The sequence below is a fragment of the Bifidobacterium sp. 7101 genome, assembly GCF_000499285.1.
Taxonomy (GTDB): domain Bacteria; phylum Actinomycetota; class Actinomycetes; order Actinomycetales; family Bifidobacteriaceae; genus Bombiscardovia; species Bombiscardovia apis_A.
Map to the genome: position 1 here is coordinate 198,567 of NZ_AWUN01000001.1, position 24,601 is coordinate 223,167.

The window sequence follows — 24,601 nt, forward strand, 5'->3', positions numbered from 1 at the left end:
TCAAGGCGAGGGGCAGATTGGATTCAGCGGTCGAAACGGGCCCCTCGTGGATCGCTGGGCCTGGCCAGCAGAATGATTCCAGCGACGGTTCCGGCGATCACTATCAATACGCCCAAGCCAAGCAGGGAGAGCGAGGATTCCGGATGTCCATCTGCAATAGCCACGATGGCGAAGATCAGAGGGATGCTGCCCACCAGCTCGCTTACGAAGGGCAGGAGTATCCAGAAGCCGGACATATTGGTGTCATGAAGGCGCCGTATACTCACGGCCAGATTGGGTATGAAAAGTCCTATGGTGACCAGGAGGGACAGAATCCGTCCCACAAAGGTGGATCCTGAGCTGATGATCGAGATTGCAAGGTTGATGAGGAAGATCATTAGAAAAGCCCACCAGAATTCCCCACGGGAGGCCCTCCCGGAGAAGACGGTATATTTGACGAAGAAACGCTTGCAGGCGTTTACGAAGTCAATGCCGTACCAGGGTGCATTCAGTGGCGGCTCGCCATTGTACCCGGCATCCGCATAGGGATAGGCCGGATACTGCGGGACCTGAGGTCCGGGCTGGTACCCTGCCTGATACCCCGATTGATAGCCTGCCTGCGACCAACCTTCAGGCGACTGATAAGGGTTGTTAGATGTATAGCCAGCCGGCGGGGTTGTGCCATTGGGCTGGCCATTTGCTTGACCAGGATCCTGACCTTGACCGTAGGGCGCCTGCTGCTGTTGACCATAGGGCTGTTGCTGGTTGTAGCCTGGTTGTTGACCCTGTGGCTGTTGACCGTATGGCTGTCCTTGGTTTGGTTGTTCCCCGCGGTAACTGTCGGCAGGTTTTTGGGCTTCGCTGATTGGATGGTAGATATCGTTCTGATCCGAAGCTGTCGGCGCATAACCGGATTGTCCTGGTTGAGGCTGATTCAGGTAGGCTGCGGGTCCTGAGCCGGTTCCGTTAGCCGTACCCTGGTCATTTGGGGCTTGGTTCCCGTTGTTGGTATCATCTGGATGGCTCATGGATATCGTCCCTCTCATCTTCTATTGATTATTCCGGATCAGACTTCTTCGTACATCCCTATTATGGCAGGCCAGTTCTTCTGTTTGCTAGTCATGGATAACTCAGGGGATATCAGGGGGTAGGAGACTCGTCATATTTACTTTGGACGGTCTGTCAGGTTCGGTGTGTGGTTGCTGCTGCAGGACCCTTCACTCGTCGTCTGGATTGACCATGTGATCATCGCCGGCATCGCCCAGCAGTAGCCGTTCAGTCAGGGTGATTAGGCCCAGTAGGACGGCGGTCAGCAGGATGATGACCAGGGTGGCCGAGAAGATCAGCGGGGTTCTAAAGGAGTTGAAGGCTGATTGCAGCCATATGCCCAGGCCGTTCCTGGCACCCAGATACTCCGAGGTGGCTGCGGTCGCGAAGACATAGGCGGCGCTGATGCGCAGACCGCCGAAGATCTGTCCGGCTGCAACTCGCAGCTTGACGTGCCAGAGGGTCCAAATTCGTGTTGCCCCGCAGTTCAGCGCTACATCCTGGTAGAAGCGGGGCACGGATTTGAGTCCCCGGTAGGTCTGCACCACTATAGGAAAAAGGGCAAAGACGGCCACGATGACCACCTTGCCTACCGGCTCGAATCCGAACCAGATCACGAAAAGGGGGGCGATGGTGATCAGAGGAATCATCTGGGCGCCAGCGATCAGGGGATAGAGGGCGTCGTGCAAGGTGCGCCAGCTGTAGAGGGCCAGGCCGATCACTATTCCCAGGACCGAGGCCAGGAGGAAACCCAGAAGGCCCTCAAGGGCGGTGATGGCGGTGGCGGGCAACAGGTCCTCCCGGGACTGCACTGTGGCAGCCAGGATTCGGCTGGGTGCCGGTAGAGCCTGTTCGCTGACTCCGCCCAGGCGGGCAGCCATCTCCCAGATGATCAGGAGCGCCAGCAGAGTGAGTGTCGGAGGCAGCGCCCGGGTTCTGCTCTGCTTCCGCGCCCTCATTGAGAGGCTGCTTCCCGAACGTAGCGATCAGTCCACAAGTCCGTGGCCTGAGGGGCCTTGTTGGGGTCGCCCTTCTTGGCGTCCCGGTAGGTGCCCGCCTTGAACTGAAAGTCCAGATAGTCCTGGGCATCCTTGACGTTGATCAGTCCGGTGATGCTTCTTTGATCCGGGCTGTCAACCCAGTACCCCTCCTTGACGATGCTTTCCATGGAGCGCTTGGCCAGGGTTGGGTCGATGGCCGATCCCTTGGTCTCCTTGACCAGGATGTCCGCCGCCTGGTCGGGATGGCTCAGGGCGTAGTTGTATCCCTTCAGGCAGGCCTTGACGAAAGCCGTCAGGGCGCGACGGTGGCCGGCCTGCTGTAGCCAGGAGTTCTTGACCACGAAGCCCAGCTGGTCGGGGTTGCCGGGCACCCCCCAGTCGGCCTGGGTGAAGCAGTGCAGTGCCGGGCCCTTGAGCTCGCTCTCCACGCCCTCCCAGTTGGCGTAGAACCCGGCAAAGTCTCCCTTGCCGCTGGTCAGGGTGGCGAAGGTGTTGGTGCCGCTGGTCACCCGCTTGAAGTCGCCCTTGCCACCTGCATAGCGGATCATCTGCTTGACTACAGCCGTCTGCTCGGCCGAGCCGAAGCTGACGAAGGTCTTGCCGTCGAAGTCCTTGGGGGTCTGGATGTCGGTGCGCGAAGCCAACGAGCACCAGCGCGCCACGGAATGCTGGCCTATGTTGAAGACCTGCCGCAGGTCGGCTCCCTGGGAGTTGAAGGTGGCCAGGTTGCTCAGCTTGGAGAAGCCTACGTCGGCGACTCCGTTCTGAACGGAGGTCTCGGCTCCTGCCTGGGCGGTCGGCAGGATGGTCAGCTTCAGGCCGGCCTTGTCGAAGTACCCCAGGTGCCGGGCCACGTAGATTCCCACATGATTGGTGTTGGGTGTCCAGTCCAGCATGAAGGAGAGCTTGGAGCCGTCATCGGCCTTGTTGTCTGCCCCTCTGGCCCCGCAGGCTGCGCTCGTAGCTGCCATACAGAGCGCCGCTGTCAGAGCGAGGGCCCGTACGATCAGTTTGTGGCCGGGAAGTCTCCTGAAGCCACTCTTCTCCGACATGCTCATCACTGTCACCTTGCCTCTCCGGCACCTCTGGTGCCCATCCGCATCGGGGCCGCTACGGGAAGGTGAGGAGCCCGCGCGACGATCCGATACGGTCTTGACCGATGGAATTCTGCGATGTGTGCTACGGCTGCTGCCACCAGCCGCGCGAACAAGACCACTCTAGCCCAACCCAGCCGGGCCTGCCTCGCCGTGATGAAAGGTTGCATCATTTGCCCTTATACTGGAGACTCACGAGAGGTCCGTGCGGGCCGACCGCTGTCGGTCTCGTCCGGAGCAAGACAACCGATTTCGGTAGGGTTCGACGGAGGGTTCCCATGTCGGTGACCATCAGTGATGTGGCCAAGCAGGCGGGTATGTCCGTATCCACGGTCTCCCAGGCGCTCAATGACAAGGGGCGTATCTCTCCGCCTACCAAGGACAGGGTTCGCAGGGCTGCCATGGAGCTGGGATACATCCCCGACAGCCGAGCCCGTTCCATGCGATCCTCGCGCTCGCATGCCGTAGGTCTGCTGGTCCCCGACATCCGCAACCCTTATTTCTCCGAGTTGGTCTACGCCGTCCAGGACCAGCTCTACTCGGCAGGTTACGCGCCCCTGATCGGCGTGTCCTCTTGCCAGGCCAGCAGGCAGGAGGACTATTACCGCATCCTTCTGTCTCGGCATATGGACGGTGTGCTGGTCGTGCCTGACGGGCCTACGTCGCCCATGCTGCGCACCATGCTGGCGCGAGAATTCCCCGTTGTTTTCGTGGATCGTCCGGATCGGACCCTGCCCGGTGTCCCTCTGGTGGATTCCGACCCTGTGCCCGGCTTGGAGGCAGCCCTGGACGCTCTTGCAGCCAGGGGAAGCAGACGAGTGGCCTTCGTTCCGGGCCCAGAGAGTCGCTCCTACACCTTCCGCGAGCGCGAGCAGGCTTTCCTGGACGGCGTGGATGCCCGTCAGGGGTTGACGGGGTTGGTGGTCCGCCAAGGGTTTGAGGACCGTCCACGGGCAGCCGCGACCATGCGCCGCCTGCTCGGCCGAGGGGTGGACGCGGTCATCTTCGGATACTCGGCCGATGCCATCAAGGCTGTCGCCATGGAGTGGGAGGGCGATTTGCGTTCGCGTGTGCCCCTGGTCTCCTTCGACGACCTGGAGGTCTTTCAACTGATCAGTCCCCAGGTTTCGGTCATCTCCCAGCAGGTGGATCGCATGGGTCGCCAGGGCGTTGACATGCTCCTGTCCATGATCGAGTCGGGGCGGCAGGCTCCGGAAGGCATGAGCGTGGATCGCCGTCTGCGCACCCAAACTCTATTCGTGCCGAGGGGTTTGCTGGCCTAGTAATCTATTGCGTTCATACGTTTTCTTCTGGTCGTTTATAAAACCCTACTGTTCAGTTATCGCCGGACCGTGCCGTGGTCGGGGGGGGGGTAGCTTTTTGCCCTGTGAACTAAAAGGGTTCACGACTCCACGGAATTGAGTGATTCGAAGCAGAGTCGCTCTTACGTGGGTGGGCGGTTTCGCCCGGGTGCGTTGAAGCACCATCAACCCTATAAGGAGATTGGTAATGAAGTGGCTCTTGGACTACTTGGGTATGTCTCGAAAACAGTTTGGTATTTTCATAGTCATTACCTTATCCACCTGTATCTATTGGTTTTCCAGCATCAAAAGTGTAATTTACGAACCCTTTCGCCAAGCTCTAGGGGTATCTAATGCCCAGCTTGGATTTTTGCTGGGTCTCATAGGCTTCGTGCAGATATTCGGTTACGCCCTGTTGGGCTGGTTGCAGGATTTGTTGCCTATCCGCAAGCTCATCGCCGTGGATCTGTGGGGTTATGGAATATTCGCCCTCATTCTGGGCCTAGTGCCTCATCTGCCATACTGGTTCCTGATACTGGCTTTCGCGGCCTTTGGCTTTTTCGGCGACGCCATCTATTGGCCAACAATTCAGAAGTCGACTAAGAGTTTGGCCACGGAGCGGACGCAGGCTGCCGCTTTCAGCACTCAGGAATGTATACGATCCGCCATCGGACTGGTGCTTAATGCCTGCACCTTAGGATTGTTCACGCTCGGGGGCTCGCAGATCTTCGGCGCTCGCATCGCTATGTGCACCTACCCGGTGTGCATGATGCTCTACTCTTTCGTCGTGCTTCGGTTTATTCCCAAGGACTTCCTGCATGAACAGGCTGGCGCAGTCAAGGGCAAGGCCCCCAAAAACAACGGGGCTGCGATGGTCCTGCGGGCTATGAAACTACCGATAGTGTGGACTACAGGCTTCGGTGCGGCTGCCACTTATTTGATCTATGTGGCTGCCAACACTTACTTTCTTCCTTTCGTCCAGGCATCATTCAAACTGTCTGATGCGGCTGCGGGTCTTTTCGGCATAGTCAATTCCGGGCTTATGGGTCTGATCGCGGCGGCTTTGTCGGGTGTGCTAGCCACAAAGAGGTTTAAGACAACCCCCCAGTGGATGGCGCTGCTCTATGTCATCGTTTGTGTCATCAGCATATCGGTCATCTTCACGCCCCGAAGCTCGGGATGGATGATCCCTGTGGTTGTCCTCTGCTGCCTCGTGACTTTCATCTGTGTGGCTTTGCGCGCTGTCTACTATGCACCCATAGGTGAGTACGGGGTAGATTCAGAGATTTCGGCCACCGCCATGTCCATTGCCTCCTTCATCGGGTATTGCCCCTCGTTCTTTGCTTACATGCTCTTTGGAGCCATCATCGACAATTTCGACACCCAAAAGGCATATAACCTGATCTTTGGCATGCTGGCGATCTTCAGTGTTTTGGGGATTCTGGTCTGCCTGGTTGGCAACAGGGTCATACTTCGCAAACGCTATGCCGAGTCGCATGACGTGTCTGCCCAGGCATGAAGATTTCCATCCATCACAAAGGAGTATGAACAATTATGAAATTTGAACACCTAGGAACAGCTGCAGCCGAGAGAATCCCTGGCATTTTCTGCATGTGTGATCTATGTAAGCAGGCCAGACGCATCGGAGGCAAGGAAATTCGTACCCAGTCCCAGGCTCTGGTTGACGATGCACTCCTGCTTGATTTCCCTGGTGATGCTTATTGTCATTTTATTAATAATGACAACTTTGATCTGCCGGCAATTACCCAGCTCTTCATCACTCACTGGCACTCTGATCATTTTTACGGTGAGGATCTGGCTTATCGCATGGATTCGTATGCTGATGACAATCCCACCCACATGGATGTCTATGGCTCTGAAACAGTCAAAGGCTTTTACGAGCGGGCTTTCTTCCTGGAGGAGCATTACGATTACGACAAGTTAACGTATCATGCACTTCATCCTGGTGACAGTGTCACTGTGACGGCTGGGAATGGCAGGACCTACACGGTATACGCTTTTGAAGCCAAGCATGGCCATCATTTCGGCGATTGTCTCTTCTACGGACTGACAGACGGTCAAGTTGGTCTGCTGTATGCGCATGATACGGCCTACTTCTATGAATCGACCTGGAAGGACTTGGCCAAAGCTGGGCTTAAATACGACTACGTTTCCCTGGATTGCACCCATGGGCTGACTGATTTCAGCTCCGACGTCCACATGAACTTTTCTGACAATCTGCGAGTCAGGGATCGCATGGTGAAGATGGGACTGGCCGATTCGCACACTATGTTCGTGTGCAACCATTTCTCTCATCACGGCAATGCCAGTTATGAGCAGATGCAGGAGGCCGCCGTCAGAGAGGGGTTTGTCAGCTCTTACGATGGAATGGTGACGAACATCCAGCCCCAAGCAGTCTAAGCGTTGGGTTTCGCTGGCGACTCTGACCATTTTGGTCAGGGCCGCCTTTCTGCATCTGTGCAGATGCAAGCTGGAGTGGAGATGACCTATGCCTTGTAGCGTGGTCTCGACAAAAGAAGTGCATACTGTGCGGAGTGTCGGGCGGCTGTGTCGTGCCTGTCAATGACCTTCAATAGCCTTTCGGCCATTTGCCGCCCTTGTCCAGACCCCGCTATTTGTGACTCAGTTCACAAAACACGGGAATAACTAGATGTAGGAAACGAATCATCCTCGGGCACTACATATGGTGGTCACGACGTGATAGAGTGAGTCTTGTCATCAATAATGACATCCATGTGATTCGCCGTTCCCAGCATGGAATTTGGGAACGCCAAAGCAACTGCACATGAACAACCTTATGAACCGTATGAGGAGTGACGATGGATACTGAGGTCATGACCGATAGCGTGAAGGAGCGTGGCATTTCGGATCGCGATGCTGTCGATGGCATTCTGGTCGAGAAGCGCGACGGCCGGATCGTCGATTTTGATCCCGTCAACATCATGAACGCCATCGAAGCTGCCTTCAAGGATGTCAAGCATGAGGTCAGCCCCGAGGATCGCCAGCAGATCCGTGGTATGGCCCTGACCGTCCAATCCGAGATCACCGATCGCTACACCAATCCAGTCAAGATCGAGGACATCCAGACCCTGGTCGAGCACGCGCTGGTCAATGCCCATCTCTACGAGATCGCTCGCTCCTATACTTCCTACCGCCTTGACCGTGACATTCAGCGAGCCAAGGCCACTGATGTCAACGAGGCTGTTCACCGTCTGACCAGCAAGGACGAAACCCTGGTGCGTGAGAACGCCAACAAGGATGCCAACGTCTACGCCACTCAGCGTGATCTGCTGGCCGGCGCGGTCTCCAAGGCTTCGGCCTTCGCCATGCTGCCCAAGGATGTTTCCAATGCCCATATGAAGGGTGACATCCACTTCCACGACGCGGACTACTCGCCCTTTACGGCCGAGACCAACTGCTCCCTGCCTGACTTCGGCGACATGCTGGCCCACGGCTTCGAGCTGGGCAACGCCATGATGGACTCGCCCAAGTCCATCGGCACGGCCGCTACGCAGATCACCCAGATCATCAAGGACATCGCCGGCTCTCAGTACGGCGGCCAGACGGTCAACCGCTGCGATGAGATGCTGGACAAGTATGCGCGACTGGACTACAAGAAGAACTATTCCATGGCTGAGGCCGTCCTGCCGGACGAGGAGCCCATCGACGTGGCCAAGGATGTCGTCCGCGGCCTCAAGGCTCGGGAGGCTGACTGGCTCCACCTGGATGATCGTGCCCCCATTGGTGAGGATGCCCCCTTCGATCTGGACGCTCCGCAGATTGTTCGGTTGCGTCAGGTCTATGCCAAGATCCTGACCCGCAAGAACATCTACGATGCCATGCAGACCATGGAGTACCAGATCAACTCCAACCGTGTCTCCAATGGTCAGACCCCCTTTGTCACCGTGGGCTTCGGCCTGGGCACCTCCTGGTTCGCCCGGGAGATTCAGCGTGCCATCTTCCTGATCCGTATCCGTGGACTGGGCAAGGACCGTCACACCGCCATCTTCCCCAAGCTGGTCTTCACCATCAAGCACGGTCTGAATGCGGACGAGGGCGATCCCAACTACGACATGAAGCAGCTGGCACTGGAGTGCTCGACCAAGCGCATGTACCCTGACGTGGTCTTCTACGAGAACCTGATCAAGATCACCGGCTCCTTCAAGGCTCCCATGGGTTGCCGTTCCTTCCTGCAGGCCTGGACCAACCCCGAGACGGGCGAGGACGAGGAGGACGGCCGCATGAACCTGGGCGTCGTCACCGTCAACATCCCCCGTATTGCTCTTGAGTCCCGTGGCGACAAGGATCGCTTCTGGAAGATATTCGACCAGCGCATGGAGGTGGCCCACCACGCCCTGCAGTTCCGCATCATGCGCTGCAAGCAAGCCACGCCCATCAACGCCCCCACCCTCTACCAGTACGGCGCCTTTGGCAGGCTGAAGCCGACCGACAGTGTAGACACCCTCTTCCGCAACAGCCGCGCCACCGTTTCGCTGGGCTATATCGGTCTCTACGAGGCCACCAGCGTCTTTTACGGCAAGGACTGGATGAAGGACCACTCCTGGGATCCGGAGGGCAAGGAATTCGCCCTGAGCATCGTGCGCCGGATGAATCAGCTCTGCAAGCAGTGGGAGAAGGCCGAGGGATACCACTACTCGGTCTACTCCACCCCGGCCGAGTCGCTGACTGACCGCTTCGCCCGGATGGACAAGGAGAAGTTCGGCGTAGTCGACGGCGTCACAGACCACGACTTCTACACCAACAGCTTCCACTATCCGGTCTGGCTGCGGCCCACGCCCATGGAGAAGCTCAGCTACGAGCGGGACTTCCCCTACCTGGCCTCGGGCGGATTCATCAACTACTGCGAGTTCCCATCCATGCAACAGAACCCCAAGGCTCTGGAGGCTGTCTGGGACTATGCCTACGACATCGGCATCGGCTACTTGGGCACCAACACGCCCATCGACCACTGCTTCGTCTGTGGCTACGAGGGTGACTTCGAGCCCACCGAGGAGGGCTTCAAGTGCCCCGAATGCGGCAATGACGACCCTGACAAGTGCAACGTGACCAAGCGTACCTGCGGTTACCTGGGCAATCCGGTCCAACGGCCTATGGTTCACGGCAGACACGAGGAGATTGCCCACCGCGTCAAGCACATGGAGGGTGAGACCGGCCACGTGGTCCTCAAGGACGGATCCACCAAGGAGTGGTTCGACGACAAGGCCGAATAGGCTCTGAATAGACGCAGTTAGTGGCGGGTCGGGTAGTTTGCGGCCCGCCATTGTCATGAGGAGGACCAGATGACGGACAAACAGGGAGCCATGAGAAAGACAGGTGGCCACCGTGACTTCGCTGCTGATGAGCGGGGGCGCGGTCCGGGGGTTCCTTCTGCGCTGACCAACAATCCCAAGGCCGGCCAGTGGGACGGCCGCCGGCTCAGTCGGGGAATCGTGGCGGATTACAAGCGTCTGGTCATGACCGACGGCGAGGGGATTCGCTGCTCCCTCTACGTCAGCGGCTGCCCCTTCCGCTGCCAGGGGTGCTACAACGCCTCCATCTGGGACTTCGGCGCCGGACACCCCTATACCCAGCAGCTTGAGGACCGCATCATCAAGGACCTGTCGCTGTCCTATGTGCAGGGCATCACCTACTTGGGCGGGGAGCCTTTGCTCAACACCCCCATGCTGCTCGGCCTTTCGGAGCGGATCCGGCGTGAGTTCGGCCATGAGAAGGACATCTGGTGCTGGACCGGCTACACCTGGGAGGAGCTGAACCGGCCGGGGGAGACTCCTGACAAGGCCCAACTGATCTCTTACCTTGACGTGCTGGTGGACGGACGCTACTTGGAGAATCGGAAGAACAGCCTGCTCCAGTTCCGAGGCTCGGACAACCAGCGGATCATCGATGTGCCGAGTTCCTTGGAGCAGGGCCAGGTGGTCATCTGGTCCAAGCTGCACGACCAGACCAGGTTTATTCCGGAGACCTACAGCAAGGACCGTCAGCAGGAGCAGCAGCGGGGCTGATACCGGCTCCTGCGCTGGATTGGTCTACGTCGCCTTGCCGGGGCACAATGGATGTCATGACTGATGAGCATGATCACGACGCTAAACCCGACCTGCCCAAGGATCTGAGGGTCCGCTTCTGCCCTTCGCCGACCGGCACCCCGCATGTGGGCATGGTCCGAACCGCACTCTTCAACTGGGCACAGGCCCGCCACTCGCATGGCACCTTCGTCTTCCGCATTGAGGATACCGATGCTCAGCGCGACAGCGAGGAGAGCTACCGGCAGATCCTGGAGGCGCTCAGGTGGCTAGGGCTGGACTGGGACGAGGGCGTGGAGGTCGGCGGCCCGGATGGCCCCTACCGGCAGTCCGAACGCGGAGACATCTACCGCGATGTAGCCCGGCAGCTGCTGGATGCCGGCTACGCCTACGAGTCCTACTCCACCGCCGATGAGATCAAAGCGCGCAACCTGGCCGCCGGCCGTCCTGCCGCTTTCGGCTATGACGGCTACGACCGCGACCTGAGCGAGGAGCAGCGTCAGGCCTTTCGTGATCAGGGTCGCCGTCCTGCCCTGCGCATCCGCATGCCAGACGAGGACATCGCCTTTGACGACCTGATTCGCGGGCATATCGAGTTCAAGGCCGGGTCTGTGCCCGACTACGTGATTGTGCGACCCAATGGCGACCCCCTTTACACTCTGACTAATCCGGTCGATGATGCCTTGATGCGCATCAATGTGGTCCTGCGCGGCGAGGATCTGCTCAGTTCCACCCCCCGGCAGATTGTCCTCTATCGGTACCTTATAAAGCTGGGCATAGCCCGGGCCATGCCCCTGTTCGGGCACCTGCCCTACGTCATGGGCCAGGGCAAGAAGAAGCTGTCCAAGCGTGACCCTGAGTCCAACCTCTTCCTGCACCGGGAGCACGGCTTCATTCCCGAAGGTCTGCTCAACTATCTGGCTCTGCTGGGTTGGTCCATCGGCCCAGACCGGGATGTCTTCTCCATGGATGAGATGGTTGAGCACTTCGACATCCGCGATGTCAAGGCCAATCCGGCCCACTTCGACATCGACAAGGCCGTGGCCATCAACGCCGAGCACATCCGTATGCTGGAGCCGCAGGACTTCCTGAATCGCTCCCTGCCCTACCTCAAGCGTGACGGGCTGGTGAGTGCCGAGCGTTGGCAGGATCTGAGCGATCAGGAGCAGCGAATTCTGAGTGCCGCCGCCCCCCTGGTCCAGCCTCGCGTACGTCTGCTGGGCGAAGTCTCCGGCATGGTGGGCAGTCTGCTCAGCCAGGAGGAGTACCTGGAACCCGAGCCGGATGCCCGCAAACAGCTCAAGGACTCGGCTGGGCAGGTTCTGGACCTGGCTATTGCCGCCCTGCAGGATGTGCCCGAGCAGGACTGGAAGACCGATCACCTGCACGGCCTGCTCACTCAGGCACTGGTGGATGAGGGTGGCTATAAGCCCCGTCTTGCCTTCGGGCCAGTCAGGGTGGCGGTCTCGGGAAGGCGCGTCTCGCCGCCCCTGTTCGAGTCTTTGGAGATCCTGGGCAAGAGAACAACACTCCGAAGGATGGCCAACTTGCGCCAAAACCTCTGAGCGGGTATATTTCTTTTTTGTTGTGCTACTGACCTGTTGAACCGGGTTCGTACGCGGCGAAAAGTGAAGCCCCCGTCGTCTAGCGGTCTAGGACTACGCCCTCTCACGGCGCCAACACCGGTCCAAATCCGGTCGGGGGTACGACATGTGGCAATCGTCCAAGCGGTTGTCGCACAGCCAATTGGGGTATGGTGTAATTGGCAACACAGGTGATTCTGGTTCATCCATTCTTGGTTCGAGTCCAGGTACCCCAGCGATAGAGACATGGAGTCCCAAGGAGCGGAACGCCGACACGGTGTTTCGCTCTTCTTGTTTACGCATTACCATGGATTCTAGGAATGCTTCTAGTCTGCAAAGCGGCGGACGGAGGCGTCCACCAGAGTTGTTCACGGTGTGAGCAAGCAAACAAAAAGAGGAGGCCCGGCAGACTGTTATGTCAGAGTTTCCGGTGATGGAATCTGATACGTTGAGCATAGAAGCTTGAGTGATGAACCCAATCATCGGCTGATCGGGCAACATCACCCGGTATATGAATCATTGTACGATTTTTTCGGTAAAGGTGTGTGATTATGACGACAATCATGGTGTTGGGAGCTGGTTATGCGGGTCTTCGCGTGGTCAAGAAGCTGGCTCACGCAAAGACTGATGCCCATATAGTCCTGGTCAATAAGAACGAGTACCACTACGAGTCCACCCAGCTGCACCAGGTGGCGGCGGGAACCAAGGAGCCGGCGGACGTGGTCTTCGACCTGCGCAAGTCCCTGCCCGATTCGGTGGAGCTGATTGTCGACAAGGTGGTCGGCATCGATCAGGACAACCGCCGGGTCAGCCTGGAGCATCACGATCCTCTGTCCTATGATTACCTGATCAACGCCCTGGGCTTCGAGTCCGAGACCTTCGGCATCAAGGGTGCCGATGAGTACGGATGGCCGCTCGTTGACGTGGACACCGCCCTGGCGGCCCGCAAGAAGTTGGAACAGACGCTGGCCCGCTACCAGACCAGCCACGATCCGCTGGATCTGAGCATTGTGGTCTGTGGAGCAGGTTTTACCAGCATCGAGTACCTGGGCGAGCTGGTCTACCGTCTGCCCCAGCTCTCGAAACGCCTGGGCTTCCCCATGGATCAGGTCAAGGTGGACTGCATAGAGGCCTCGCCCAAGATCCTGCCCATGTTCAGCAAGGACCTGGTCGACTGGGCTGTGGATTACCTGCGCAAGCGGGGAGTCAACTTCCACACCTCGACCCCAATCACCGAGGTCAAGCAGGATGCCGTGGTATCCAATGACCAAGAGTTCAAGGCTCATACGATCATTTGGACTACGGGTGTGCGTGGTAGCCACGTTATTGCCGATTCCGGGTATAATCAAAAGCGTAACCGTGTAGTGGTCAGGGATGACCTGTCGGTCGAGCAGCATCCAGAGGAGTTCCTGGTGGGTGATGTCAGTGCCGTTCCCGACCCCGAATCGGGTCGGCTCTACCCAACCACTGCACAGATTTCGATGGCCCAGGCTGATACCGCGGCTGCAAACGTCCTCGCCAGAATGCGGGGGCAGGAGCCTCAGCGGTTCACCTTCCGAAGCCTAGGGACCGTGTGCTCTCTCGGTCCCCATGCTGGGGTCGCCGAAATCGACCGTATGGGCACGCTGAAGCTCAAGGGCAAGGTGGTCTCGGTCCTGAAGTGGATCGTGAATGAGCGGTCGGTCCTGGAGTTGGCCGACGTGCGTACCATGTTGGAGAGTAACTGAACCAGCGTCTCAAGGACGCAAGGGGCTAGGCGATGAGGGAGAGGAGGACGAACATGATTCAGGTCATGAGGATGTGGGGCATGTTCGTCCATTTCCATCCTCGGATTGGATCGTTCCGGACGACGATGGCCATTGGTCCTGCGTTCATCGACATCATTGACTACCTCCTGCTCCTCCTCATTCCGGCGGAAACCACGGCCGACTGTGGCCTCCGTCGGGATGGTGGAGGCCCCCGTGCCCGTGCGCGGATCGGCAGGAGCGAGAGGAGAGTGGCATTAGCATGAGTTTTCTACAAGGTTTGTGGTTCTTTGTCATCGGCCTGCTTTTTGCGGGATTCCTTCTGCTTGAAGGGTTCGACTTCGGCGTCGGCATGGCCACCAGGTTCGTGGCCCGTGACGGTGATGAGCGTGCCACCTTCATGAGGGCCATCGGCCCCCACTGGGATGGCAACGAGGTCTGGCTGATCACTGCTGGCGGTGCTATGTTCGCGGCTTTCCCGCTCTGGTACGCCTCCCTCTTCTCGGGGTATTACCTCCTGCTCTTCCTGGTGCTGGTCGCTCTGATTCTGCGTGGTGTCTCATTCGAGTTCGCCTCCCATGCGCTGACCAGCCGTGAGCGCGGTGTCTGGCAGTGGGCCAACTTCATCGGTTCGCTCTTTGCGCCCTTCTTCCTGGGCATGATGCTGACCAGTCTGATCCAGGGCATCCCCATGGATAAGAACGGCGATGCCTGGCCTGGGTTCTTCGACGTGTTCAACTGGCTGTCCGTGGTCGGTGGCATTGCTGTTGTCTTCTTCAGCTTCGTTCATGGCTTGCACTTCCTGAGCTTGAAGCTGGGCGTCATGGATTCCCGCCGCATGCTCAACGTCAGCGAGAAAGCCTACTGGATTGCATATCCGGCCCTGGTCGTCTTCGTGCTCCTGGCCATCTTCAACACCGACTTTTACAGGGCACGTCCGCTGTCCACTTGGCTGATCACCGTAATCATCCTGGCATCGGTTATCGGAGGCCACGTTGCCGTCTTCAAGAAGCACGGTGGCTATGCCTTCACTTGCTCGGGCATCACCTTGATGGCCATCATCGCCTTTATCTTCAACGGGCTCTTCCCGCGCGTGATGATTGCCGATGATCCGGCTCATAACCTGCTGATTCAGGATGCCTCGGCCTCACCGTTGACTATGAAGATCATGACCGTGGTGCTTTGCATCTTCCTGCCCATCATGCTGGCCTACTTCATCTGGAGCTACTTCATCCAGCGCAAGCGGCTGGACACTGATGGTGGCCATCTGACCTCGCCTGTGACCCCCTCGGCTACAGTGGCTGAGACCGTCTGAAAGTTAAAGGAGGCAGGGGGGCAGTGCTGGCAGGACCGGAGCGCATCCGGAGGATAATGCATTGATTGACAAAAATCTCTTCCGTTTCGACGGAGTCCGGTCCACCTTGGGCCTGCTGGCTGCCCTGTCCCTGATCCAGGGAATAGGTGTGGTGGTTCAGGCCTATGGGTTGACCCTTGCCCTGGTGCGTATCTGGCGCCTTAAGGACCTCAAGGTGTTGGTGGTGCCGGTGCTGATTTTCCTGGCTGCCTACACCTGTCGACAGCTCTGCGACGTGGCCAAGGATCGTGTTGCCACCGACCGTGCCGATGCCATCGTAGCCGAGTTGCGGCCTCGTATTCAGGACAAGGTCTTCTCACTGGGGCCGTCGGCTCTGGCGCGGCGAGGCACGGGCTCGGCCGTCACCATGCTGGTGGATGGACTCGATCAGGTACGTACCTACGTGCTGACGGTCCTACCAAAGATGATGGATCTCATCTTCATTCCCCTGATCGTCCTGGTGGTGGTCTGGACCCAGGATGCAGGTTCCGGGCTCATCCTCCTGCTCATGCTGCCCCTGCTCATTTTCTTCATGGTCATCCTGGGCCTGGCAGCCAGGGATCGCTCCAGTCGGCAGTATGCACAATTCCGCAAGCTCAACACCAGGTTCATGGATACGGTCCTGGGTCTGCCAACCCTGAAGATGCTGGGGATTGACAAGGAGTACGAGGACGAGATCTACTCGGTCTCGGACCGCTTCCGTAAGAGGACCATGAGCGTTATCCGGGTGGCAATGACCTCCACCTTTGCTCTGGACTTCTTCGCCACCCTGGCCATCGCCATCATGGCCGTCTTTTTGGGCAACAACCTGATCAATGCCAAGGTGGAGCTCTTTCCAGCCCTTTTGGCCCTCATTTTGGCTCCTGAGTACTTCATGCCCATCCGCCAGTTTGGCGATGATTTCCACGCCACGCTGAACGGCAAGAACGCCTTGGACGACATTGCGGATATGCTGGCCCAGCCAGAGCCCAAGCGCTTGGAGGAACTGGATTGGTCCGGATGGAAGGAGGACAGCCACCTGCGCCTGGAAGGAATCGACTTCGCCTATCCTGGTCCCAAGCCGGTAGAGAGCAATGCTTCAGCCGGGGCGCAAATGGATGCCATGGCCAAGTCCGAAAGCCAAAAGACCAGCAAGAAGAGCCGCAAGCGCAAGGCAGTCAAGGCACATGACCGTGACGGGGGATCGGCCTCGGTAGAGTCCGGCTCCAAGACACCGCATGGAACTACAGTCGAAACTGCTGCGGATTCACAGATCAGGGGGTCCGACGGTACTTCGGAGGAACAGCCTTTGGCCCTGAACGGTCTGGATTTCAACCTGCACGGTTTTTCCAAGGTGGCCATTGTCGGTCGTTCCGGAGCCGGCAAGTCCACGCTGATGGATCTGCTGGCCGGTTTTGACCAGCCCAAGGCAGGCACCATCGACCTGGATGGTCATCAGCTGGAGCACTGCAACGTGGCTGCCTGGCAGCGGCACATCAGCTACATTCCGCAGAACCCCTTCATCTTCCATGGCACTGTGTCCGACAACATCCGCTTTTACAATCAGGAGGCAGACGATGCCCAAGTGGCCCGCGCAGCTGACCGAGCTGGACTGACCGACTGGCTGAAAACGTTGCCCGACGGTCTGGCCACCCAAATCGGAGAGGGCAACCGCGGCATCAGTGGGGGTCAGGCTCAACGAATCGCCCTGGCCAGGGGCATCCTGGACCCCTCGCGCGAGATTCTGTTCTTTGACGAGCCCACAGCCCACTTGGACATCGAGACCGAATACGACCTGAAGCAGACCCTGCTGCCCATCATGGACGGGCACCTGGTCGTCCTGGCCACCCACAGGCTGCACTGGCTGGCCAACATGGATTGGGTGATCATGCTGGAGCATGGACGAATTGTGGCCCAGGGTGATCCGCACGAGCTGATTGGTCAAGGTGGACCCTTGGATGCGCTGATTGATGAGATGGGAGGGAACCAGATTGCCGACTATCAGCAGGACTGAAACCGCCGGAAGAGAAGGCACGGGATCGTCGAAGACCTCCCGCCGCGGCCGCGGGCTGTCGGGCTATGTGCATATCTGGCACCGGGATCATTGGTTCTGGCCCTACCTACGTCAGAACAAGGGGTTGCTTGCCCTGATCTTCTTCCTGGGAACCATCACCTTCGTGTGCGCGGCCGGACTGATGTTTACATCAGGCTTCCTGATCAGCAGGTCAGCCCGCCACCCCTTTAACATCTTCGCCGTGTACGTGCCGGTGGTCCTGACCAGAGCCTTCGGCATTGGACGGCCCACATTCAAGTACCTGGAGCGCATCAAGAGCCATGACTGGGTGCTCCGGGTGGTTTCCAAGCTACGGGTTCAGCTTTACCGTACCCTTTCCAAGGACGCAGCTTTCCTGAATGAACATGAGCGTACGGGCACGGTCCTGGGCATGCTCTCGGACGATCTGGACCACTTGGAGAACTTCTACCTGCGCACCATCTTCCCCACGGTCGTGGCCTACATGATGTGGGTGGTGGTCACCATCGCCGTAGGCGTCTTCTCCTGGCTGACCTCGCTCCTGCTCTTCCTGCTTTTCGCTTTGATTCTGATTCTGGTCCCGCTGGTCTCACTGGCTTATTCAGACGGGCGTTACGACAGGGAGAAGGCACGGCGGCAGGACCAGTACACTGCAGTGACCGAGAGCTACATGGGCCTGGGGGATTGGGTGATTACCCGCCGTCGGCGGCGCTTCGTGGATACGGCGTCTGGCGACTTCAACGACATCGCCACCGGTCGTAGAGAGCAGAAGCGGTTTGAACGCTGGCGCAACTGTGGCATCCAGATGATTTTCGCCCTCATGGTGGTGGCTCTGATCGTTGGAGCGGATCTGCGTATGACCAGCTCCACCTCCATTGCGGACTTTGCAGCCGCCGTAGTGCTGGCGGTGTTCCCGCTGGTCGACTGCTTCATCGTGGTCTCCCAGGCCGTGGCTGAGGTCCCCCTCTATACTGATTCGCTGGACCATCTGAATGATTTGACCGAGCGGGTCGAATCCCGGCAGATTGCGCCAAGTCCCCAGACCAAGCTGGAGGGTCCGATCAAGTCAATTGTCTTCGATCATGTCAGCTTCTCCTACGGCCCTGATGACCCCCTGTTGCTGGACGACTTTTGCCTGCGGATAGATGGTGGGCAGCGGGTGGCTCTGCTCGGTCCCAGCGGGGAGGGCAAAACGACGGTTCTTCAGCTGCTCCTTGGCGATCTGCGCCCCACCAGTGGCCGCATCCTGATCAATGGAATACCGGTCGATGCCTTGCAGGATCAGCGTCCTGAACTCTTTGGCTACCTGAATCAGCAGGCCTTCCTCTTCAACACCACCATCGCCTCCAATGTGCGTCTGGGCGCCCCTCAGGCCGATGATGATCAGGTTCGCCAGGCCTTGAAGGCTGTACAGCTGGATCAGGTCGTGGATGACATGCCCCAGGGAATCGACACGCCGGTGGATGAGGCCGGTGGCCGACTTTCAGGCGGACAGCGCCAGCGTCTGGCCCTGGCCAGGATTGTGCTCAAGCGCACCCCGATCATCCTTCTGGACGAGCCCACCATCGGTCTGGATCCCATAACTGAGCGGCGGCTCATGGCCATGATCTTCAAGGTCAGCCAGAATCGCACTCTTCTTTGGGTGACCCACCACCTGCAGGGGCTGGAGGAGGCCGACCAGGTCGTCTTTATGCAGGACGGGCATATCGCCATGCAGGGGCGTCCGGTCGATCTGTACCGCGAAAACGCCCGTTTCCGTGAACTTTATCGCATGGACGTCTCGGACGTGGACAATGGTACCGGTCAAGGGATATACTTAAAGAAGCAGTCAGATTCAGATGGACGGAACCCTGTTGAATGACCATCAGGCTGTTTCCCGAGCAATGAATTTTGCACGGTTGCCGGGTCGCCAATCCTGGCGGATGGCTTCCCGGCCAGTAACCGTGCGCCGTCGGTTCATGGACTGGACGGTTTGGAAACCGGAGCCCGTGGAAGCGACCGGGTCGCGAAGTCGGGGAGAGCTGAAAGGTTCTTGTGGGCACAAGCCTGGTCATATCTGAATCCGTCCGGATTCGACCCGTGTACCCGCGCCCGACGAACCCTGCAGAGATTGGGAGGAACGATGTTCACTGTATTGGGATTGTCTAGATTCCAGTTCGCCATGACGACGATATTCCACTTCTTCTATGTCCCTATGACCATCGGTCTGGTCCTGGCGGTCGCCATCATGGAGACTATTTATGTGGTGACCAAGAAGGATGTCTACAAGAAGATGACCATGTTCTGGTCCAAGATCTTCCTGCTCTCCTTCGCAGTCGGCGTGGTCACCGGCATCATCCAGGAGTTCCAGTTCGGCATGAACTGGTCCAACTACTCCAGGTTCATGGGTGACATCTTCGGAGCCCCCCTGGCCATCGAAGCTCTGCTGGCATTCTTCCTGGAATCAACTTTCATCGGCGTGTGGATGTTCACTTGGAATAGGTTCAAGCCGGCCGTGCATGCGGTCTTCATCTGGCTGACCTTCCTTGGTTCCTCCATGTCGGCCATTTGGATTCTGGCTGCCAACAGCTTCATGCAGCATCCGGTTGGTTTCGAGATTAACCAGGCCACCGGTCATGTGAGGCTGCGCAGTTTTGGTGACGTCGTATCCAATCCCCAGCTGTGGATTGAGTTCCCCCACGTCTTCTTCGCCGCCGTCTGCACAGGAGCCTTCGTGGTCATGGGTTGCAGTGCCTTCAGCCTGCTGAGGATGCATATGGGAAACAAGGGCCAGGCCGTGGCCGCTGTCGAGGCCGACTCCGAGAAGCAGGCCAAGGTCACCTTGTTTACCAAGTCCATCCGTCTGGCTGCGCTGCTCGGGCTTATCGGTTCCATCTGCGTGATTACCTACGGTGATTTGCAAGGCAAGTACATCGTGACTGATCAGCCTATGAAGCTGGCTGCCACCGAGGGCATCTATGAGGACACCGGTGATCCCGCCCCTTGGAATGCTGTGGCTCTGATCAATGAAAAGGACCATAAGATCGAGGGGTCCGTCGAGATTCCCGGAGCCATGTCGCAGCTGGCTTACGGCAAGAAGACAGGCGCCGTCAAGGGCATGAACACCGTCAACAAGGAGCTGCACGAGAAGTACGACGCCAAGTTTGGCAAGGATATGAACTACTACGTGCCGGTAACCACCCTATTCTGGGTCTTCCGTCTGATGGTCGGGATCGGGTTTGCCTTTGCCCTGATATCGGCATTGGTGCTCTGGTTCACACGTAAGAAGAAGAACACCTTGTTCACCTCGCGCTGGAAGCTCTGGATTATGGGTATTTTCACCTTCGCCCCCTTTGCTGCGACGACCAGTGGCTGGCTGGTGACTGAGCTTGGACGCTATCCATGGCTGGTTTACGGTTACCAGACTATTGCCGATGGAGTTTCGCCCACCAGCACGGTGCCGAACCTGCTCTTCACCTGCATTGTCTACTTCCTGCTCTTCCTGGTTCTGGGCGGAGTCATGATCTTCTACACCAGGAGGACCCTGCACCAGGGACCCTTCTACAAGCCGGATGACGGCAATGGGCCGCAGCCTGCCAAGGTTCATGGCGCACCGGCTCGGGTTGCCTTGGCCTGATGGTCGACTGACCTCAAACCCTTCCTTCCCCTTCGGTAAATCCCCCGCTTCGGACCGCATGGTTCGGAACGGGGGATTTGCTGTCATCGGGGTTTGCTATTAGCACCATTCAGTTGCAGCCAGTGGTGATGAGATTTAAGAGAAGGGAGCAATGACGAGCATGAAGTGACAGATGTGACGGATGTTCGGTTCGTGGCTGATACCAGGCTGGGCTCACACTCGCTCTGGTTATGCTGCGTGGGTTCCTTCGCGCCGATTCGGTCAGACCTGGGCGGTCAGCTTGGTCACGATTCGCTGCAGCAAGTTGCATACGCCCTCAGGCATGGGGGAATCGTCGAGACCGCTCGCAGCCCGTTGCAGGTAGTCCTTGGCAATTCGCCGACTGCCCTCAATCAACTGGGGGTGTGCTCTGAGGTAGTCGACCACCCGGTCGGGATCGTCCTGCTGGACCAAGGTTCTGAAGTTCTCATCCTCCTGGAACCCCAGCAGAACCGGCAGGGTGTAGATTCCGTCGCGAATATCCTCCAGCTTGGGTTTGCCGGTGTCGCGATCCAGATCAAAATCGTTGATGTCGTCGATGATCTGGAAGGCCATGCCCAGATTGCCGCCAAAGTCTCTGGCGGTCTGCTCCAAGGCCGGGTCAGTTGGCTGGCCATCAAGGCGGATTCCGGTCAGGCAGGCCAGGCGGAAGAGGGCTGCGGTCTTGCCCGAGATGGCCCGGTCGTAATCGTCAATGGTTATATGGGTGTGGTGGCGGTCCGACTCCTGGTAGAGCTCGCCGCCTACGATCTCACAGACCGTACCGGCCTGCTCGCGGATAAAGGCTGTGTCAGGAGCGATGGAGGCCATGATCTCCATGTAGCGCGAAAGGATCAGATCTCCCAGATAGATGGCGGCCTTGTTGCCCCGGATGGTGTGGACCGTCGGCTTGTTGCGGCGGATGGGGGCGTTGTCCAGGACGTCGTCGTGGACCAAGGTGGCCAGATGAAGCATCTCGATGGCGGCGGCACCGGTAATGACGGTGTCGTCCAGGCGCCCTCCGGTCCGTGATCCGGCCCGGGCAAAGAGGACCACCATGGCAGCGCGAATCATCTTGCCATGGTTATCCAGCAGTCGACGGTAATCATCCTGGTAGGGAGCCACATGGGTACGCTCCTGGTGTAGACGATCAACGACCCGCTCAAGATCCTTGCGCAACAGGAGCTCTTGTCCTTCTGTCATGGAGGTACGCTCCCTCTATCTCGTTAAGAACCGCAACGTATCCAATATACCAAGACCGGGGCCAGCCCTGAAGATTGCCGGCCCGGTCCTGGCTGTCGCCATAACCATTGTGGTCAAGCTAACATCAGGGTGTCGGCCTGGATTCCTTTCGTAAGGGGGCTGCATAGATCGGCCTGGAGGTGAAGCCGAGTGAAGTAGGCTAGATGTATGAGTCAGCATTACCACGCGGATCAGGCTTCCCCACAAGGCGGCGAGGGAGAGCGCGATCGACCGCTGTCCGTTTCGGCCCGGCTGGGGCGACTTCAGTTCCACTACTCGGGCAAGTTCAGACTTCTGCAGCTGGCCGACGTCCAGGAGGGACCCAAGGTCTCTCCGGACACAATCAGGCTGATAGCCGCGGCTTGTGATGCAGCAAAGCCCGATCTGGTGGTCTTCTCGGGCAACCAGGTGGCCGGTTACGACACGGCCTACGAGCGCACCTTCCGTAAGAGACGTTGGAGCACCCCCCTGGATGGCATCTATTCGGCTGGTCTGAGCATGGGCGGTGCCCTGGGATTTGGAGGAGCCTCCCTGAAGCGCTCCGCCAAATCCCAGGATGGTCAAGCTGATGCGGACCACAGGGAGCTGAGTCGCAGGGATGCCGAGCGTGTACGTCGGCAGAACATCAAGCACACCGAGGACCTGGTCCGCAGAACCGTTGGCCTGATCACCGGCCCACTGGTTGAACGTGGGATTCCATTCGTCGTCACCTATGGCAACCACGACTTTCAGTGCGGCCTGGACACCGATCAGATGGATGCCATCTATCGGGAGGTGCCTGGTTGCTTGAACCCGGAGGCTACGGTCGCCCATCCTGATCGGGTTCATGCGCTGATCGGATCGGCCCTGCCCTCTCAGACGGCCTTTGTCTGCGCCCCGGGCACTTTCGCCCTGCCTGTTGCGGATTGCGACGGTCACGGGGTGGTCATGGGACTGGTCCTGCTGGACTCTGGCGACTATGCCCGTACAGGCGGCTATGGCTCACCTTCGGCCCAGGCCCTGGACTTTCTGGCGGCCGCTCCTGAGCTACTAGGCAACCGATCCATCGTCTTCCAACACATGCCCATTCCCCAATTCTATGATCTGCTCAAGCCGGTGCCGGCCACCACAGCCTATGCGGTCCAGGGCTATCGAAGCTTCGACTCCCGTTGCTACGTCCTGGACGAGTCGCGCACCTGCCCGGGCTCCTACCTGGGCGAAGGTGTCTCCTGCCCGGACGAGGACAGCGGCGAGTATGACCTGCTGACCCGGAACCGGGGCTACTTCGCCCTCTTCGCCGGGCATGACCATCGCAATGGCTTCGTCGGACGCAGCGGCGGGGATCTGACGCTGGGGGCCACGCCCACATGCGGATTCGGCTCCTACGGTCCGGTGCCCGGCAAACGGGCGGCACGGCTCTTCGAGTTCGACATCCGCCATCCCCATCATCCTCGTACCCAGCTCCTGGAGTTCGGGCAATTGGTTGGGCGGCCAGGATCCCACAAGGTATACACCTTCGCCATGAGCCACGTGCCAACCTCTACCGGGGACGCAGTCAACCTCCTGCGTCGGCCCGGGGTCTTGGCAGGCGGCCTGACGGCCCTGGCCGGGTTGATTGCCTCATGGGGCTCAACCCGGCGGCGATCAGGGCCAAGGGGTTAGGAATTCCGCTCAGACCCTACGACGGGCGGGAGATGAGGCTCGTAGCAGGGCTTCGGTCAGATATTTGCCGGCGGCCATGACCAAGGGGGCGTAGCGCCTCCCCGGCGTGGTGGACATGCGGTTGACCGGCCCTGAGATGGATATGGCGGCCATGACCTGCCCGGATCCGTTGCGGATGGGGGCCGAGATGGAGCAGACGCCCTCTTCCCGCTCGTTGATGGACTCGGCCCAACCGCGCTTGCGAACCGTGGCCAGGGTCGCTGCGTTGAACTTGGCGTGTCGCAGTCCCTGATGGAGGCGCTCAGGTTCCTCCCAGGCCAGCAGAATCTGTGCCGCCGACCCGGCCTCCATGGACAGCAGGGCACCTACGGGGATGGAGTCGCGCAGGCCCGAGGCGCGTTCCACTGCAGCGATGCAGACCCGAACCTCGCCTTGGCGGCGGAAAATCTGGGCTGACTCGCCCGAACGGTTGAGCAGTGTATGCAGAATGGGCCCCGAGGCGGTCAGCAGTCGATCCTCGCCGGCGGCAGCGGCCAGTTCGGCGAAGCGGGAGCCCAGGACAAAGCGGCCATGCGCGTCCCGCAGCACGAAGCGATGGCGCTCCAAGGCGATGGCCAGTCGGTGGGCTGTGGGTCGAGCCAGCCCGGTGGCGTTGACCAGCTGACCCAGGGTCATGGGTCCGGTCTCCAAGGTGTCCAGAATTCGCACCGTCTTGTCCAGAACGCCGACGCCCGAATGAATCTCCTCCTGATGCATGTTTGTGTCGTTTACGGAGGGGTATCTGTCGTCGTCGTTCATAGAAGGTGTGTCCATGGTTGAATTATGCCATCTCAGTATATGAAATGCAAAAGCTCATAACGGTTGGGCAGTTCCATACTCGGTGGTAAGAGGCCGGCGGGGTGCTGAT

Annotated in this window: 18 protein-coding genes and 2 tRNA genes; 15 read left to right on the top strand and 5 right to left on the bottom strand. The window is 58.9% G+C overall.

From position 1 onward, the window contains the following. Positions 1 to 23 precede the first annotated feature (23 nt). The 3 genes from P272_RS08770 to P272_RS0100770 form a co-directional block, all read right to left on the bottom strand. Positions 24 to 1,007 carry a DUF805 domain-containing protein gene (locus tag P272_RS08770; RefSeq protein ID WP_052323069.1) on the bottom strand — a complete coding sequence of 328 codons (984 nt, stop codon included), beginning with the start codon at positions 1,005 to 1,007 and terminating at the stop codon, positions 24 to 26. Between the two features lie 189 nt (positions 1,008 to 1,196). Further along, positions 1,197 to 1,985 carry an ABC transporter permease gene (locus P272_RS0100765; RefSeq protein ID WP_029677666.1) on the bottom strand — a complete coding sequence of 263 codons (789 nt, stop codon included), beginning with the start codon at positions 1,983 to 1,985 and terminating at the stop codon, positions 1,197 to 1,199. Next, complete coding sequence (locus P272_RS0100770; RefSeq protein WP_253269630.1) at positions 1,982 to 2,998, bottom strand: ABC transporter substrate-binding protein; 1,017 nt, start codon at positions 2,996 to 2,998, stop codon at positions 1,982 to 1,984. The genes P272_RS0100765 and P272_RS0100770 overlap by 4 nt, the downstream gene beginning before the upstream one ends. A 401-nt stretch (positions 2,999 to 3,399) precedes the next feature. On the opposite strand from P272_RS0100770, the gene P272_RS0100775 reads away from it, so the two are divergent. From P272_RS0100775 to P272_RS0100840, 14 genes are all read left to right on the top strand, one after another. Continuing rightward, positions 3,400 to 4,404, top strand: a complete 1,005-nt coding sequence (locus P272_RS0100775; RefSeq protein ID WP_029677668.1) for a LacI family DNA-binding transcriptional regulator — start codon at positions 3,400 to 3,402, stop codon at positions 4,402 to 4,404. A 226-nt stretch (positions 4,405 to 4,630) separates the two neighbouring features. Beyond that, on the top strand, positions 4,631 to 5,941 hold the full coding sequence (locus P272_RS0100780) for an MFS transporter (protein ID WP_029677669.1): 1,311 nt from the start codon (positions 4,631 to 4,633) through the stop codon (positions 5,939 to 5,941). Positions 5,942 to 5,976: 35 nt separating this feature from the next. Further along, a complete protein-coding gene (locus P272_RS0100785) occupies positions 5,977 to 6,843 on the top strand; it encodes an MBL fold metallo-hydrolase (protein WP_029677670.1) in 867 nt (288 codons plus the stop codon). Between the two features lie 434 nt (positions 6,844 to 7,277). Then, complete coding sequence (nrdD, locus tag P272_RS0100790) at positions 7,278 to 9,674, top strand: anaerobic ribonucleoside-triphosphate reductase (RefSeq protein ID WP_044097678.1); 2,397 nt, start codon at positions 7,278 to 7,280, stop codon at positions 9,672 to 9,674. A 69-nt stretch (positions 9,675 to 9,743) separates the two neighbouring features. Then, on the top strand, positions 9,744 to 10,466 hold the full coding sequence (gene nrdG / locus P272_RS0100795) for an anaerobic ribonucleoside-triphosphate reductase activating protein (protein ID WP_081708971.1): 723 nt from the start codon (positions 9,744 to 9,746) through the stop codon (positions 10,464 to 10,466). 47 nt (positions 10,467 to 10,513) lie between these two features. Further along, positions 10,514 to 12,049: a glutamate--tRNA ligase gene (gene gltX / locus P272_RS0100800; protein ID WP_441293850.1), complete on the top strand. Its 1,536-nt coding sequence runs from the start codon at positions 10,514 to 10,516 to the stop codon at positions 12,047 to 12,049. Between the two features lie 68 nt (positions 12,050 to 12,117). Next, positions 12,118 to 12,190, top strand: a tRNA-Glu gene (locus P272_RS0100805). Between the two features lie 41 nt (positions 12,191 to 12,231). Beyond that, positions 12,232 to 12,303 (top strand) — tRNA-Gln (locus tag P272_RS0100810). Positions 12,304 to 12,618: 315 nt separating this feature from the next. Then, positions 12,619 to 13,794 carry an NAD(P)/FAD-dependent oxidoreductase gene (locus tag P272_RS0100815; RefSeq protein WP_029677674.1) on the top strand — a complete coding sequence of 392 codons (1,176 nt, stop codon included), beginning with the start codon at positions 12,619 to 12,621 and terminating at the stop codon, positions 13,792 to 13,794. A 53-nt stretch (positions 13,795 to 13,847) separates the two neighbouring features. Next, on the top strand, positions 13,848 to 14,078 hold the full coding sequence (locus tag P272_RS0100820; RefSeq protein WP_155804897.1) for a hypothetical protein: 231 nt from the start codon (positions 13,848 to 13,850) through the stop codon (positions 14,076 to 14,078). Beyond that, positions 14,075 to 15,127 (top strand): cytochrome d ubiquinol oxidase subunit II, encoded by a 1,053-nt coding sequence (gene cydB / locus P272_RS0100825; RefSeq protein WP_029677677.1) that lies wholly within the window; start codon positions 14,075 to 14,077, stop codon positions 15,125 to 15,127. Before P272_RS0100820 ends, cydB begins: the two co-directional genes overlap by 4 nt. A 61-nt stretch (positions 15,128 to 15,188) precedes the next feature. Then, positions 15,189 to 17,159 (top strand): ABC transporter ATP-binding protein/permease, encoded by a 1,971-nt coding sequence (locus P272_RS0100830; RefSeq protein WP_029677678.1) that lies wholly within the window; start codon positions 15,189 to 15,191, stop codon positions 17,157 to 17,159. Beyond that, positions 17,137 to 19,038: a thiol reductant ABC exporter subunit CydC gene (gene cydC, locus P272_RS0100835; RefSeq protein WP_253269631.1), complete on the top strand. Its 1,902-nt coding sequence runs from the start codon at positions 17,137 to 17,139 to the stop codon at positions 19,036 to 19,038. Before P272_RS0100830 ends, cydC begins: the two co-directional genes overlap by 23 nt. Before the next feature lie 261 nt (positions 19,039 to 19,299). After that, entirely contained in the window at positions 19,300 to 20,793 is a 1,494-nt protein-coding gene (locus P272_RS0100840) for a cytochrome ubiquinol oxidase subunit I (protein WP_029677680.1), read from the top strand. 261 nt (positions 20,794 to 21,054) lie between these two features. Here the strand turns inward: P272_RS0100840 and P272_RS0100845 are convergent, their stop codons facing one another. Then, on the bottom strand, positions 21,055 to 22,014 hold the full coding sequence (locus P272_RS0100845) for a polyprenyl synthetase family protein (RefSeq protein ID WP_029677681.1): 960 nt from the start codon (positions 22,012 to 22,014) through the stop codon (positions 21,055 to 21,057). Between the two features lie 207 nt (positions 22,015 to 22,221). On the opposite strand from P272_RS0100845, the gene P272_RS0100850 reads away from it, so the two are divergent. Further along, a complete protein-coding gene (locus P272_RS0100850; protein WP_029677682.1) occupies positions 22,222 to 23,694 on the top strand; it encodes a serine/threonine protein phosphatase in 1,473 nt (490 codons plus the stop codon). A 9-nt stretch (positions 23,695 to 23,703) separates the two neighbouring features. On the opposite strand, the gene P272_RS0100855 is transcribed toward P272_RS0100850, so the two are convergent. Further along, entirely contained in the window at positions 23,704 to 24,492 is a 789-nt protein-coding gene (locus P272_RS0100855; protein ID WP_044097623.1) for an IclR family transcriptional regulator, read from the bottom strand. Between the last annotated feature and the right edge of the window lie 109 nt (positions 24,493 to 24,601).